Origin of the sequence: Virgibacillus sp. LDC-1 (assembly GCF_030137545.1) — a bacterium.
GTDB lineage: Bacteria > Bacillota > Bacilli > Bacillales > Amphibacillaceae > LDC-1.
Genome location: NZ_JARUVL010000001.1, coordinates 44146 through 58722 on the forward strand (window position 1 = coordinate 44146; position 14577 = coordinate 58722).

Sequence of the window (14577 nt, forward strand, 5' to 3'; positions counted from 1 at the left end):
GGGTGCCGATTTTTTCATGCCTTCTTATGTGTCGGATTTCTAAAAAACAAGGTAGATACATACAAATAAAGTATCGATGATAAAGCATTAGCCCATACATCCTAGAGAGAGGAGAATCAGAGGTGAAGGTTCGGAAAGCTATTATTCCAGCAGCTGGACTGGGGACGCGATTCTTACCAGCAACAAAAGCACAACCAAAAGAAATGTTGCCCATAGTTGATAAACCAACAATTCAATATATCGTAGAAGAAGCAATTGCATCGGGGATTGAAGATATTGTCATCGTTACTGGTCGTGGGAAGCGGGCAATTGAGGATCATTTTGATATTTCATACGAATTAGAGGAAAAACTTGCATTACAGGGAAAGGAGCAGACGCTTGCGAAGGTCCGTGAAATATCTTCATTAGCAAACATTTACTATATCCGTCAAAAAGAACCGAATGGTCTGGGAGATGCAATAAGATGTGCAAACCGATTTATTGGAAATGAAGCCTTCGCGGTGTTACTTGGTGATGATATCGTAACTGCAAACCGCCCTTGTCTTTCTCAGCTTATGGAAGCCTTTGAGCAATATCAAACTTCGATCATTGGTGTCCAAAAAGTTGCCGCCGATGCTGTAACAAAGTATGGAATTGTCGCCCCATTAGAGCAAACACTTAATCCTACACGAATATTCCCTATCCATTCACTTATTGAAAAGCCAAAAACAGAAGAAGCACCATCCAATATCGCGATCATTGGTCGGTATATTTTTATGCCGGAAATATTTTCACATTTGAATGCAACAACACCTGGAATAGGAGGAGAGCTGCAGTTAACAGATGCGATTAATCGCTTAAATGAACAAGAGCGTGTTTTGTCTTGTTTAGTGGAAGGAAAGCGATATGATATTGGAGATAAGTTCGGATTCATTCAAGCAACAATTGAAATGGCGATGGAGCGGAGTGATTTAAGAGAGGAACTCGTTCCGTATTTACATGGTTTGCTGGAAGACGTTTATAAAAGCGGTAATGGCAGGGGGAAATTATGAGAATAGCTGTTATTGGAGCTGGATATGTTGGGTTGATTACAGGGGTATGTCTTGCGGAATTAGGTCATCAAGTTACATGCGTTGATGTGAATAAGTCCAAAATTCAACAGCTATCAAAAGGGGTGTGCCCGATTCATGAACAGGGACTGGAGGAGCTAATACGAAAAAACATACGACAGCATCGATTAAGCTTTACGACAATGTATGAGGTTGGACTTACTGATTGTCAGCTTGTATTTATTGCAGTAGGAACACCAGAAGCAAACGACGGTTCAGCAGATTTAAGCTATGTTAAACAGGCAGCAAGTGCCATTGCACAGCACTTACAGCAGGATACAGTTGTTATTACGAAAAGCACTGTCCCTGTTGGAACAAATGAACGTATTCAAGGATGGATCGAAAAAGAAGCTCCACGCGATATTGCTGTTCATGTTGTTGCAAATCCGGAATTTTTAAGACAAGGATCAGCTGTCGAAGATGCCTTTCGAGGTGACCGGATTGTGCTCGGTGCGCAGAATCCAACGGCAATGAACGTTGTAGCAGAAATATATAAGCCATTAAACATTCCTATTTTAAAAACGGATTTTCGCAGTGCTGAAATGATTAAATATACGGCAAACGCATTTTTGGCCATGAAAATTAGCTTTATTAATGAAATTTCTCATGTTGCGGAACAGTGTGATGCAAATATAGAGGAGATTGCGAAAGGTGTAGGAATGGATAAACGAATTGGTTCCTCCTTTTTAAGAGCTGGCATAGGCTATGGAGGATCCTGTTTACCAAAAGATACAAAAGCATTGCTTGCAATAGGTAAAACAGCAGGTCAGAAAATGCGAATTATCGAGCAAGTGCAGCGTGTCAATGAATTGCAACGCGTATGGCTCATTGAGAAAATACTACAACGCTTCGGTAATCTAGACGGAAAAACAATTGCACTTCTCGGATTAGCTTTTAAACCGAATACGGATGATATGAGGCAATCACCTGCAATCGAGATTGCACAAATGCTCATTAATATCGGGGCAACAGTTCATGCATATGATCCGGTAGCTTTAGAAAACGCAAAAGAAGTGATGCCACGACAGGTTAGAATGATGACAACGATGGAAGAGACTTTGCGACAGGCTCATTGTGCAGTCATTTTAACCGACTGGCAGGAAATAAAAGCATTTCCTTTAGAGAACTATCACCATTATTTAATATCCCCCATTTTATTTGATGGGAGAAATTGCTTTTCACTAACAGCGGTGAAGCAAGCAGGGCTTGAATACCATTCGATCGGTCGGCCGGATATATTTCCTATAAGTGAAGCAGTCCAAGCGTATCCCGAATAATCGGGTATCCTTGGACTGTTTTTTAAAAACTTCTTCAGTTCTAAAGAAAAAATGATTATAAACCGTTCGCTTTCGGACGATACTGTTTAATGGTTTTTACTTTATTCGATTAGACAATGGACATAGAGGAAGGATACTAGCATGCATTTGCTTCAACATACTAAATGGCGTAAGAGACTTGAGTATAGCTTCATTTATTTTATCGCGCTGCAACCATTTTTAGATATTGCTGCATTCATTCACCTTCCCATATCGGAAATTGCCCGAATTGGAATCATGGTGGCAGGATTTTGGTACATCCTGTTGTTGCCCCCTGGAAAATGGAAGAAAATTTTCATTTCATATTTTTTACTCGTTATTAGTTTTATGGTGGTTCATCTTATTGTTACCTTGGGATGGAAGCATCCTTTTTCCGTTGGGGAGGAAGTCATTCATATTGTAAAATCAATGTTTTTCGTAGAATTGCTCGTTGTATTTATACTTGTATTTAATAAATGGCACGTGCAACTAAAAAAGAACCGTACGATCGAACGTCTCGTTTTTTTCAATATGGCAACGATTGGCGGAATTATGCTGGTTGCTACTATAACAGGAACTGGAAAAAAAACCTATGATGCGCTCGCCAAGGCAGGTCATTCAGGCTGGTTCTTTTCTGGAAACGAGCTAAGTACGATTGTAGCAATGGGGTTTAGTATGATGCTGCTCTATTTTTGGACAGAACAGTCTTTCAACAATAAGATATATCAGCTTCCCTTTATCGTGCTCGTTATCGCTTCTATGCTAGAGATTGGAACGAAGGTAAGCTTTGGAGCAGTTGTAGTTATCTTAGGGATAGCTCTGCTTCTTGCTATTATCGGCTATCCTAAGCATCGCGAAAGATGGAAACACGCAGCAATACTTGCCACCCTTTTTATGATGACAATAATTGCTGTTCCATACGCAGCAATTGGAAACAACCTTAACTTCTTTTTTGGAGAAACGAATTCGCAACAAGAAGAACAAAAGGACACTCCAGAAGACGAACCAGAGCAAGTTCCAGAGCTATTAAGCGGACGTAGTGAATTCTTGGACGAGCTGCAAATGCAATTTAGCGAAGCACCACTCCTTCAGAAGCTTTTTGGCATGGGATATGGTGGGAACTATGAACAGGAGCCTAAGCTCGCAGAAATGGACATGCTTGATTGGTTTTTTGGTTTCGGAATTGTAGGCAGTTTACTTCTTTTTCTTCCCCTTTTAAGTATTGGCATCTTGCTGTTGCGCCATCTGTTACTTTGTAAGTGGAACTTGCCAATCATATTTGCCGCATTAGCGACCTGTCTCGGCTTAGGTAGTTCTTTTGTAGCAGGACATGTATTATCGTCCCCTGCTGCGAGTATTTACCTTATTGTCGTTATTAGCTTTTTATGGATGCATGTGAACCCGCCAACTTTAAACAGATGAGGAATGTATAAGATGACGAAACGAAAGGAAAGAATATTAATAATTAGTACGATGTATCCTAGTAGCAAGCATCCGGTATTCGGGGTATTTGTGGAAAACCAAGTTCGAGCGTTAAAGGAAAAAGGAATGCTAGTCGACGTAATAGCTGTTCAAAATCCAAGCTCGAACAAGAAGGCAGTGCTGCAAAAATACATGATGTGGATTATGCGGACTGGATGGACACTCGTTACGAAAGGGAAAAAATATACGATTATTCATGCCCATTATATTTTTCCGAGTGGCCTTTGCGCGCTTATATTTAAAAAGCTGTTTCATGCAAGGATGATTGTTACTGCACACGGTGGGGATATGGATAAAATGGCGAGGAAAAATCGTTTCTTCCAGAAGGCAACGAAGTGCATCTTGCAAGAAGCAGATCACATAATAGCGGTCGGTCATCAATTAAAAAATGACATGGTTCTACATTACGGCATACAAGAACAAAAAATCGATGTACTACCTATGGGCGTCGATCGGAGCCGATTCCATCCAATGAATAAAAAAACAGCACGCAATTTAATTGGTTGCAATGAACAAGTGTCCATCATTTTATATGTTGGAAATATCATTCAGGCAAAAGGGTTAGAGGAATTAGTTGCAGCCTATCAGAAGTATAAGGAAACGAATCCAACAGCCCAACTCCATATAATCGGCGCAGAAAAGGAACCTCTATTTGCAAAGAACTTAAAGCGAAAGACGCAAACAGAAGAAGGGATTTTTTTTCATGGGCCGATGCAGCAAAGTCAATTACCTATATGGATTTCTGCAGCAAATGTGTTAGTAATCCCTTCCTATATGGAAGGCTTTGGACTAGTTGCTTTAGAGGCGATGTCCTGTCATACGCCAGTAGTTGGCACGACAGTAGGAGGACTTCGCTATTTACTTGCCGATGGGGCAGGCATATTAGTCCCACCAAAGGATTCTGATGCATTAGAAGCAGCCTTACAAGCAGTGCTTTCCTCTACAAGTTTACAGCGATCATTAATACAAAATGGGGAAGAAAAGGCACGTGCATATGATCAAGACCAAATTATAGAACGTTTAATCGAAATTTATCGTGATAGGAGCAGCAGTTGATGAAGCAAAAAAAAATACTTCTAATATCATCTATTGGTGGACATTTAACACAGCTCATGCAGCTAGAGCCTATTTTTAAAAAATACGATTATCATATTGTGACCGAAAAGTCCGAGATTACAGAAAAAATGAAAGAAAACTATCCCGTATCCACACTCGTATATGGTGCACGCAACTATCCCATTCGTTATTTGTTTAAATTCTCCTTTAATGTATGCAAAACCTTTTTCATTTTTCTACGTACTCGACCTGACGTTGTTATAACAACCGGGGCGCATACTGCTGTACCGATGTGCTATATTGCCAAGCTTTTCCGAAAAAAAGTGATTTTTATAGAAAGCTTTGCAAAAACAACGTCACCAACCCTTTCTGGAAGACTTGTTTATCCGATTGCAGATTTGTTTATTGTGCAATGGGAATCGATGCAGAAGGTATACCCAAATGCGCGTTATGGAGGTGCTATCTATTGATATTCGTTGTACTTGGAACGCATGAACTCCCATTTCATCGTTTATTAAATGAAATAGAACATTTAAAGCAACAAGCCTTCATCAAAGAAGAGGTCATTGTTCAACACGGGCATACCCCTTGTAATAGTAAATACTTTTCATTAAAGAAATTTGTGAGCTATGAGGAAATGGATGCTTTTTACGATAAAGCAAGGATAGTCATTACCCATGCGGGAACGGGGTCGGTTGTGACAGCTTTACGTAAAGGGAAGAAGGTGATTGCTGTTCCACGATTAAAGGAATATGGAGAGCATAATGATAATCATCAATTGGAAATCGTGGCTCAGTTTTTAAAGCAAGGATACATATTAACATGGAAGGATGGCGAACAGCTCGCTGCTGTTTTAAAACAAGCAGAAGATTTTAAGCCCCAGCCATTTCAATCAGGAAAGAAGACGATTTTTCAATTAATTCAACGCTTTATCGAAGAGGCATAACAACATAGAAGCAAAATAATAACTCCGAAGAAAAAGGATGGTTGCTTTTTCCACGGAGTTAAATATTTACAGGTTGCTCTACTTGTTGTGCCTCTTCAACATAAAGTGCCTCTATCAGCTGTTTGCTAGCGTTTCCTTTCGAATAAAGGTTCCACTGGTTAGCAAACTGTTGAACACGCCCCATATCAAACGATGCTTGCATAATGATGTCAATTAACGCATCTGTGTTAAAAGCAATGGGTCCAGGGACAAGTGTTTCATAATCTTCCCAAAAGCCTCTCGTTTTTTGGTATGTTTCCAAATCATACGCAAAAAAGATCATTGGTTTTTGCAGCAATGCATATTCAAAGGGAATAGAAGAATAGTCTGTGATTAGCAAATCTGCCACAACAAGTAAATCATTCATCCGATAGTCACTTGATACATTAAAAACAAAGCCCGGAAATTTATTTTCAAACGTCCCATTTATAGCGGGATGAAGCTTTAAGAAAATGACATAATCATGTCGTAACGATTTATACATTTTCTCTATATCTAGTTCGATTGTTGCCGATGCTAGGTTGTCATCTCGAAAAGTTGGTGCATAAAGAATGACTTTCTTTTTCTTAATAATTGGAAATGCATCTTCTAATATATGCTTTGCTTCATTCATAGCTTCAGAATCATAAAAAAAGTCTGTACGCGGAATACCAGTACGCAAAATAGTATCATTCGATAAGGCAAAGCTCTTTTTGAAAATCGTAGCCATTCGTTCTGAGCCGACAACAACGTGATGGAAATTGCTATAAACCTTATGAAAGCGATCTATTGCGCGTTGTGAACGAAACTGATTCGATGGATCCTGTAAACCAAACTGCTTTATAGCACCTGCAGCATGCCAAAGCTGAATACATTCTACATTGGAGCGGAAGGAACTCGCTGCTAGAAATCCATAATAATTATCTACAAATACCTTATGTGAGGTAGCTAAGTGATAAATAGATTGTATCCAATTTATGAGATTGCTAGGTTCGAACGCGAGTATTTGTTTGGTTGCTAGCATTTCCTTAAAGTTGATGTGACATTGGGAGGTTGAAAGGATAACAACTTGGTCGTCTGTTTGTTTTTCAACTTCTTGTGCAGCAAACAAAATATTATCCCCAAAGGAAGCAACAAATGTTGTTTTCTTCTTTTGGGGAAATCGTTTAAAAAGTTCAAAGAAAATACGAAAAACAAACAGGTATGCCGTAACAGCAAATTCCCTAGCCATTGTTTGCTGAATTCAAATCTTGTTTGATTTTTGTGGTGGAAATTCCAACTGTCCGCGGCAAATAAACGACCTCACATTGGTCTTTCAGAAAGTCAAATTTCCCGGTCCAATCATCTCCCATAACAAACACATCAATGTTATGCGCCTTCACATCTTCCACTTTTTGCTCCCATGTATGCTCAGGAATTACTTCGTCCACATAACGAATCGCTTCAAGAATTGCCTTGCGTTGCTCAAATGAATAGTACGCCTTTTTACCTTTTAATGCGTTAAATTCATCAGAAGAAATCGCAACAACAAGATAGTCGCCATATTCCTTTGCACGACGTAGAATGTTTATATGACCAGTATGAAGCAAATCAAATGTTCCATATGTGATTACTTTTTTCATTTATAATAACCTCCGATAACAGTTAGTATATCATTTATATTCACATAATACATTACAATACTTTATCAAATCGAATACAAGTTTATTATACTATGAATTATATTTTAAATAAACAGGGTGCGGAAAAATATGTGATAGGGGATACCTATAAAATAATAAGTCGAAAAGAAAAACTCAAGGGAATTAAAGTTCCCTTGAGTTATTTATGGAAATAAATCATTTATTGTATAAATCGTCTTTTAAAACCTTTCACTATCGATACTTAGGAATATCATAGACTCGTATTGCATTCGGCAGCAAATCGTAAACGTTTTTAATTTTACTGATTTGTTTTATAGACCAACCAATATCTGTTGCATATTGATGGCTTCCTGGGCTACTTGGATTCCATTTCATTTTATATAATGTATTTTGTTTGTATTGTGCATGATTAATATAATTATCTGAAATCCACTTTGCACCACCGATGATCGCTCTATCGACTGTAGTCCATCCTAGTTGATAGGCTTTCTTTGCTCCCCCTAATAAAGGATTGCTGTCGTATGCGGCAATACCGTACATATTATAAACCGTCTTAATTGAGGTTAAGCTACCCGAATTACTAGATGTTGCAAGTACCAGGTTTCCATTTCTATCTTTTCCTACCCTAACACCTTTTGCTAAAGTAGAGGATCCATTGCCTGTTTCATGTAGTGCATGTGCTATAAGATATACTTCGTTTACATTATGTGTTTTACTAGCCGAAATAAATGATTTTTGAGTGTTGTTTAGAGTGCCTTTGTTTAATAGAACTTTTCTTAGATCAGCTTCAGATACACCTGCACTACCTGATAATAACAGATGCTGATAGCGATCATTTTTATTTGGATCTAAATACTCTCTAACATCAGTAGATTTTGCATTTCGCCAAGCGTTATAGCTGATTTCATGCCACGTAGTGCCTTTTTTAAGGATTTTAATTGTAGTTCCTTTTGGAACAGTTCCATATATATGACTATTTGTACTTGCTGCATCTCTTATATTAACTGTTGCAGTTGTTACAGCCGTTGAAACATTTGGATTTACTAATGAAGTATGAATATATAGTGTCTTCCCGCTATAAATCACTTTATACCATTTATTACTTCCACTGTAAGTATCCCCTGTAACTTCAGATACTATTGTTAATAGTGTTCCTCCACTTACTGTGGTATAAGTATTAGTATCAGTGAACCTTGGCTCTGTCCGCAATCGAGATCCAGTAGTCGTTGCACCAGTATTACTTGTAATGTTAACAAAGTCATTATGAATAAACGCATTTTTATTTCTGTATTTATCTGTTTGTGGAGGAGGGGTTGTATTCATTTGTCGGTTTAGTGCTTCATTAAATGTCACACTATAGTTAGTGTATTGGATATTTGATTTATCCAGATGACTGGAATGAATCCAAACCGATTGTCCATTTTGCAGCGTTCCATGGTACCAAGTATTTCCTCCCACATTCTCAGTTAAATTTACTTTAAAAGCTTGGCCCTTTAAGTTTTGTATAGAAGTGGAATCATGAACGATGTTTTTCTTTCCACCCCAAATTTTACTATAGGTAACACCAGTCCCCTTGAAATAAAAAGTTCTACGTATTTTATCTATAGTAGTATGTTCCAGTGTAAAGATATCGGTAGCGTTAACCCAGCCTATTACGCCATTTGTACTACTAGGTTCCATACTAATGAGATAATACAATTGATCACGTTTCTGTGCCTGCTTTTTAATATAAAGGACAGTATCGGTATAAGTTGTGCCTGCTTTTATCTGAGCATTAGGATCTCCGATTGTTTTGTGTATAGTAACATTTTGATTAGAAATTTGTCCTAATCTACTTGTAGGACTTTCTATTTTTCCATAAACGTGACTCGAATGAATCCATACTTCTTGACCATTTAATAGAGTTCCGCGATACCAAATGTTACCATCAATATTCTGAGTTAAGTTTACTTTAAATAGTTCGTCTTTAAAGTTTTGAATGAAAGAAGAATCGTGAACGATGTTTTTCTTTCCACCCCAAATTTTACTATAGGTAACCCCGTTCCCCTCGATATAAAATTCTTTCGCTTTATTATCCACACCAATATGTTTAAGGGTAAAGAAGTCGGTTGCTTTAACCCATCCGATAACCCCTCTTTCACTGCTAGCTTCCGTACTGATGAGATAAAATAATTCATCGATTATCTTTGCCTGTTTCTTAATAAAGAAAACCTGGTCAGTGTAAGTGGCACCAGCTTTGATTTGGGAATTAGGATCTCCCAATGTTTTGTGAATAGTAACTTCTTCATTATAGATTTGTCCAACTCTACTTATAGGAGTTTCTATTTTTCCTAATACGTGACTTGAATGAATCCATACTTCTTGACCATTTAATAGAGTTCCACGATACCAAATGTTACCTTCAATATTCTGAGTTAAGTTCACTTTAAATAATTGACCTTTAAAATTTTGAATGGAAGAAGAATCGTGAACGATATTTTTCTTCCCCCCCCAAATCTTACTGTAGGTAACGCCATTACCTTCGATATAAAATTCCTTTGGTTTATTATCTACACCAATATGTTTAAGTGTAGAGAAGTCGGTCGCTTTCACCCATCCGATTACTCCTCTTACACTGCTAGCTTCCGTACTAATAAGATAAAATAATTCATCGTTTATCTGTGCTTGTTTCTTAATAAAGAAGACCTGGTCAGTGTAAGTGGCACCAGCTTTGATTTGGGAATTAGGATCTCCTAATGTTTTGTGAATAGTAACTTCTTCATTATAGATTTGTCCAACTCTACTTATAGGAGTTTCTATTTTTTCTAAAACATGACTTGAATGAATCCATACTTCTTGACCATTAGGGGTAGTACCACGATACCAAATGTTACCTTCAATATTCTGGGTTAAGTTCACTTTGAATAATTGTCCTTTTAAACCTTTAATGGAAGAAGAATCGTGGACAACATTTTTCTTTCCACCCCAAATCTTACTATAGGTAACACCGTTCCCTTTGAAGTAAAATTCCTTCGCTTGATTATCTACTCCAGTATGTTTAAGAGAAAAGATATCAGTTGCTTTAACCCAACCGATAACACCCTTTTTACTACTAGCTTCCGTACTGATGAGATAATATAATTCTTTATTTATCCGTGCCTGCTTTTTAATAAAGAAGACTTGGTCTGTGTAAGTTGTGCCAGCTCTGAATTTAGACTTTGGATCACCCAATGTTTTGTATATGGAAACATCTTGCTTATAAATTTGGCCTACTCTACTAGCGAGACTTTCATTTTTGTCTAAGTGACTTGAATGAATCCACACTTCCTGTCCATCTAAAGATATACCACGATACCAAATGTTACCTTCAATATTCTGGGTTAAGTTTACTCTAAATAGTTGTCCATTTAAACCTTTAATGGAAGAAGAGTCGTGGACAATATTTTTCTTCCCCCCCCAAATTTTACTGTATGTAACTCCAGTACCTTTCAAGTAAAATTCCTTTGCTTTATTATCTACACCAATATGTTTAAGAGTAAAGAAATCAGTTGCTTTAACCCATCCAATAACTCCTCTTACACTGCTAGCTTCCGTACTAATGAGATAAAATAATTCATTGTTTATCCGTGCCTGCTTCTTAATAAAGAAGACTTGGTCTGTATAAGTTGTGCCAGCTTTGAATTTAGACTTTGGATCTCCCAATGTTTTGTATATGGAAACATCTTGGTTATAGATTTGTCCGACTCTACTTGTGGGATTTTCTATTTTTCCAAGCACATGACTTGAATGGATCCAAACTTCTTGTCCACTAGGAATAGTTCCGCGATACCAAATATTACCTTCAATATTTTGGGTTAAGTTTACTTTAAATAGTTGTCCATTTAAACTTTTGGTAGAAGAGGAATCGTGAACAATATTTTTCTTCCCGCCCCAAATTTTACTATAAGTAACACCAGTACCCTTAAAATAAAATTCTTTCGCTTTATTATCTACACCAATATGTTTGAGTGTAAAAAAATCCTTCGCTTTAACCCATCCAATAACGCCTCTTATACTACTAGCTTCCGTACTGATAAGATAATATAATTCATTATTTACTCGCGCCTGTTTTTTAATAAAGAAAACTTGGTCAGTATAAGTTAATCCCGCTTTAATTTGAGAATTCGAATCTCCTAATGTTTTGTAAATAGAAACATCCTGATTATAAATTTGTCCGACTCTACTTATATCAGTTTGTATAATACTATTAGCAAGAACTAGATGTTGAAAGATTGGTGCTGGGTAGATATTAAATATTGTTATGCACAATATGACTGCCGAAACTAATAATTTTCTCATTATACCCTCCTTATTCAAATATTTGATAAAAATTGTTACAATATAATTATAGTCAATATAATAGTTTTTTTAAATACATAATTTATATGATTAATAACTTTATATAAAGTAAATAAGTCTTTATTAAGAAAAGAATAAATATTGTAGTATGACTTAATAATAAATAATAGTAATCTACGAGAAGAGATTGCAAAATAAGAAACTATAACGCTAAGATCTTTACTACAGTAATTATTGTCTAATTAAAGCAGTGAAGGTTTAAGAGGATGTTGAAAAAACTTAAACAAATTATATGTTATATACTTTTCATAAAAGTTATGATTCATAGATCAGAAGAGCATCTCGTCAACGAGATGCTCTTTTAAATAAATTATTTATTTTATTCAATTTGTGTATTTTGAGTAGTCTTCTTTTTATATTATGTGTTAGCGACTCATTTTCATAAAATCTTAATTTTTTTATATTGTCGTCCCAAGCTATTCGCTGCATTTTATTCAAGAAATCTCTGTAATAATCCATAGTATAATGCACATAAAAAGTACCCCAAGGGTGGTTTGTACTTAAATTGTATTGTTCTGTTAAGTCGATAACATCCACCTTATACTTATTCTCTACGTGTGTGTCTAACTTGTCCCACAGATTATTCATCTCAGCTATATTAATTGTTCGCATACCAGATTGTTTTCTTACCTCATTCAAATTTCTTCCATCGATCAACGTTTCTGAAAATCTACCTTTAACGAGGATTACTTTTGTATTTGGTAGATTTTCAGAAACCCATGAAAAGAAAACATTTATTTTCTCTTTCCATATATCAAAATAAATATCATCTTTTATTGTAAATGCTTTTTTATTTATCATTATAGGGATATTAAAAAATTTATCGTTTGATGTGATATATGTACCTTTATGGACCTCGGTTACACCATAATAAACATCACCGTAAAAATCAATTAGTAAGTAGTCTGGATTATCTCTTATTATCTCTTCTAAGAAAGTTTTATCAAACTCCTTTATTATATGCTTCTGGTCAAAGTGTGATTTATCACTTACATCCACTTCTAACGGAAATGGTTGAGACATTACACTCAGAAAACTTGCTTGATTTTGATGTGTTTTACATTGGAAAAACATCTTATGATTTGGATTAAACTTACCATTAAAATTATCTCTTGTAATACATGATCCAATTATAGATACTGTTGGTCTCATTGCTGCCTCCAAGTATAATAGTTTGACTATATTATACTATTATACTTGGAAATTAACACCATTTAGATGACAATATTCGACAGGAAACTGATAATCAAATTCAATTAGATTTAAAATATTTTAAAATAGACTGTATTTGCACCTACTATTATCCTCACCGATTTCTGGACGAATAGATGAGGTATGTAGATCTAATCTGAAAGAGTCTTTTTAATAAGTGAAAGAGGATTTCTGTTTCTTACTTTAAATAAGCTGATAAGAGTTATATATGGATTACATATATATTTTGTCAGTTTTACAAATTTAATCGAACCCAAAATATGGGATATTCCTAGGGATACAATGAAAAAGAAGAATAACTGCGTATCTACTTCCCAAGTTTCAAAAAAGCTAAATTCCCAAAGCCAAAATACAAATATAGGATGGAAAAGGAATATAGTTAATGAGTTATCCCCCCATTTAGTTAGTGGTAATAGCCGGTCAGTTGCGATATTCATAATTAAAAAGGATAGACCAAAAGAAATAAAATAATGAATTATTACAACAACAATATAAAAACTAAATGTATTTGTAGGTTCTACAAAGAAACTCGAACCTAAACTCCCTCTGAATACTCTTTCAATCAATGGATATTTTTGAATAAATAAAAACATAATAAGCGATACTACTAATAAAACAGTATATTTTATTCTTACATCAGTAAACACATTGCAGATTTTATTAAATTTTTGTTGCGTCATAAAATATCCAACAAAGAAAAAAGGTGCAAAAGTGATAGTCCTCTGGTAACTCAGAGTATTTGAAGTAAACCCTTCATAAAAATAACCTATTTTCATATCAATTATATCTACATACCACCTTGAAATGATGGCAATAGTAAATAAACAGATTAGAAAAATAAACTTGCTCATAGTATTAAGTTTTAATTTTGAAACACATAATGCTATTGCATACCAAAATCCAAGACTAACGATATACCACAAATGAAAATGTGGAATACCATAATGAAAAGGGAATGTGTTATAGTGATCTAAAAAATATCGATACCAGTTAAAAAAAGATTGAAATAACAAATATAATAAAATTAAATTAATTATCTTACTAAATTTAACTCTTTTAGCTAAATATCCACTAATAAATATAAATAATGGCATATGAAAAGCATAAAGGAAAACATATAAATTATTTAGATGCTCTCGATATAACTCAATTACATGGCCAAATACTACTAAAAATATCAAAATGCCTTTTAAATTGCTAATTTTTCTATCTCTCAATCTCTATCACCTATTTTTTGATATAACTAGAATAAAAAACGCTCCACAATCCACAAGAGTCGTATGCTCTTCAACCAGTGCTGATTTGGTATAAAACCTCATAAATATCTTCATATACTTTTACTGAAAAAATGTAACATTAACATAAGCTAAATGTTAAGTCATTATCGGAATGACCGATGGATTCATTACACAGTTCCTCTTAGAATTAACAAAAGGAAATAAGATATTAAATGACGCAAA

Annotated in this window: 11 protein-coding genes; 6 read left to right on the forward strand and 5 right to left on the reverse strand. The window is 35.5% G+C overall.

Going from position 1 to position 14577, the window contains the following annotated elements; all coding sequences use genetic code 11:
* The first annotated feature begins 122 nt into the window (after window positions 1-122).
* From galU to pssE, 6 genes are all read left to right on the forward strand, one after another.
* Entirely contained in the window at window positions 123-1031 is a 909-nt protein-coding gene (gene galU / locus QBK89_RS00210) for a UTP--glucose-1-phosphate uridylyltransferase GalU (protein WP_284138990.1), read from the forward strand.
* The gene (locus QBK89_RS00215) at window positions 1028-2365 is read left to right on the forward strand and encodes a UDP-glucose dehydrogenase family protein (RefSeq protein ID WP_284138991.1); all 1338 of its coding nucleotides are present in this window, start codon (window positions 1028-1030) and stop codon (window positions 2363-2365) included. Before galU ends, QBK89_RS00215 begins: the two co-directional genes overlap by 4 nt.
* A 141-nt stretch (window positions 2366-2506) precedes the next feature.
* On the forward strand, window positions 2507-3805 hold the full coding sequence (locus tag QBK89_RS00220; RefSeq protein ID WP_284138992.1) for an O-antigen ligase family protein: 1299 nt from the start codon (window positions 2507-2509) through the stop codon (window positions 3803-3805).
* Window positions 3806-3817: 12 nt separating this feature from the next.
* Complete coding sequence (locus QBK89_RS00225) at window positions 3818-4921, forward strand: glycosyltransferase (RefSeq protein ID WP_284138993.1); 1104 nt, start codon at window positions 3818-3820, stop codon at window positions 4919-4921.
* Complete coding sequence (gene pssD / locus QBK89_RS00230; RefSeq protein WP_284138994.1) at window positions 4921-5391, forward strand: PssD/Cps14F family polysaccharide biosynthesis glycosyltransferase; 471 nt, start codon at window positions 4921-4923, stop codon at window positions 5389-5391. The genes QBK89_RS00225 and pssD overlap by 1 nt, the downstream gene beginning before the upstream one ends.
* Window positions 5388-5867 (forward strand): PssE/Cps14G family polysaccharide biosynthesis glycosyltransferase, encoded by a 480-nt coding sequence (gene pssE / locus QBK89_RS00235; protein WP_284138995.1) that lies wholly within the window; start codon window positions 5388-5390, stop codon window positions 5865-5867. Before pssD ends, pssE begins: the two co-directional genes overlap by 4 nt.
* Before the next feature lie 58 nt (window positions 5868-5925).
* Here pssE and QBK89_RS00240 read toward each other — a convergent pair whose 3' ends face one another.
* The 5 genes from QBK89_RS00240 to QBK89_RS00260 all read right to left on the reverse strand — a co-directional run bounded on the left by QBK89_RS00240 (window position 5926) and on the right by QBK89_RS00260 (window position 14334).
* Entirely contained in the window at window positions 5926-7116 is a 1191-nt protein-coding gene (locus QBK89_RS00240; protein ID WP_284138996.1) for a CDP-glycerol glycerophosphotransferase family protein, read from the reverse strand.
* A complete protein-coding gene (gene tagD, locus QBK89_RS00245; protein ID WP_284138997.1) occupies window positions 7109-7507 on the reverse strand; it encodes a glycerol-3-phosphate cytidylyltransferase in 399 nt (132 codons plus the stop codon). The genes QBK89_RS00240 and tagD overlap by 8 nt, the downstream gene beginning before the upstream one ends.
* A gap of 252 nt (window positions 7508-7759) precedes the next feature.
* The gene (locus QBK89_RS00250; protein WP_284138998.1) at window positions 7760-11845 is read right to left on the reverse strand and encodes a GW dipeptide domain-containing protein; all 4086 of its coding nucleotides are present in this window, start codon (window positions 11843-11845) and stop codon (window positions 7760-7762) included.
* 345 nt (window positions 11846-12190) lie between these two features.
* Entirely contained in the window at window positions 12191-13057 is an 867-nt protein-coding gene (locus QBK89_RS00255; RefSeq protein WP_284138999.1) for a DUF6270 domain-containing protein, read from the reverse strand.
* 191 nt (window positions 13058-13248) lie between these two features.
* Complete coding sequence (locus QBK89_RS00260; RefSeq protein WP_284139000.1) at window positions 13249-14334, reverse strand: acyltransferase family protein; 1086 nt, start codon at window positions 14332-14334, stop codon at window positions 13249-13251.
* Window positions 14335-14577: the final 243 nt, after the last annotated feature.

What these genes read in the sequence shown, in the direction of transcription:
- QBK89_RS00215 (WP_284138991.1), top strand. Translation starts at nt 1,028, where the DNA reads ATGAGAATAGCTGTTATTGGAGCTGGATATGTTGGGTTGATTACAGGG.
- QBK89_RS00220 (WP_284138992.1), top strand. Translation starts at nt 2,507, where the DNA reads ATGCATTTGCTTCAACATACTAAATGGCGTAAGAGACTTGAGTATAGC.
- QBK89_RS00225 (WP_284138993.1), top strand. Translation starts at nt 3,818, where the DNA reads ATGACGAAACGAAAGGAAAGAATATTAATAATTAGTACGATGTATCCT.
- pssD (WP_284138994.1), top strand. Translation starts at nt 4,921, where the DNA reads ATGAAGCAAAAAAAAATACTTCTAATATCATCTATTGGTGGACATTTA.
- QBK89_RS00240 (WP_284138996.1), bottom strand. Translation starts at nt 7,116, where the DNA reads ATGGCTAGGGAATTTGCTGTTACGGCATACCTGTTTGTTTTTCGTATT.
- tagD (WP_284138997.1), bottom strand. Translation starts at nt 7,507, where the DNA reads ATGAAAAAAGTAATCACATATGGAACATTTGATTTGCTTCATACTGGT.
- QBK89_RS00250 (WP_284138998.1), bottom strand. Translation starts at nt 11,845, where the DNA reads ATGAGAAAATTATTAGTTTCGGCAGTCATATTGTGCATAACAATATTT.
- QBK89_RS00255 (WP_284138999.1), bottom strand. Translation starts at nt 13,057, where the DNA reads ATGAGACCAACAGTATCTATAATTGGATCATGTATTACAAGAGATAAT.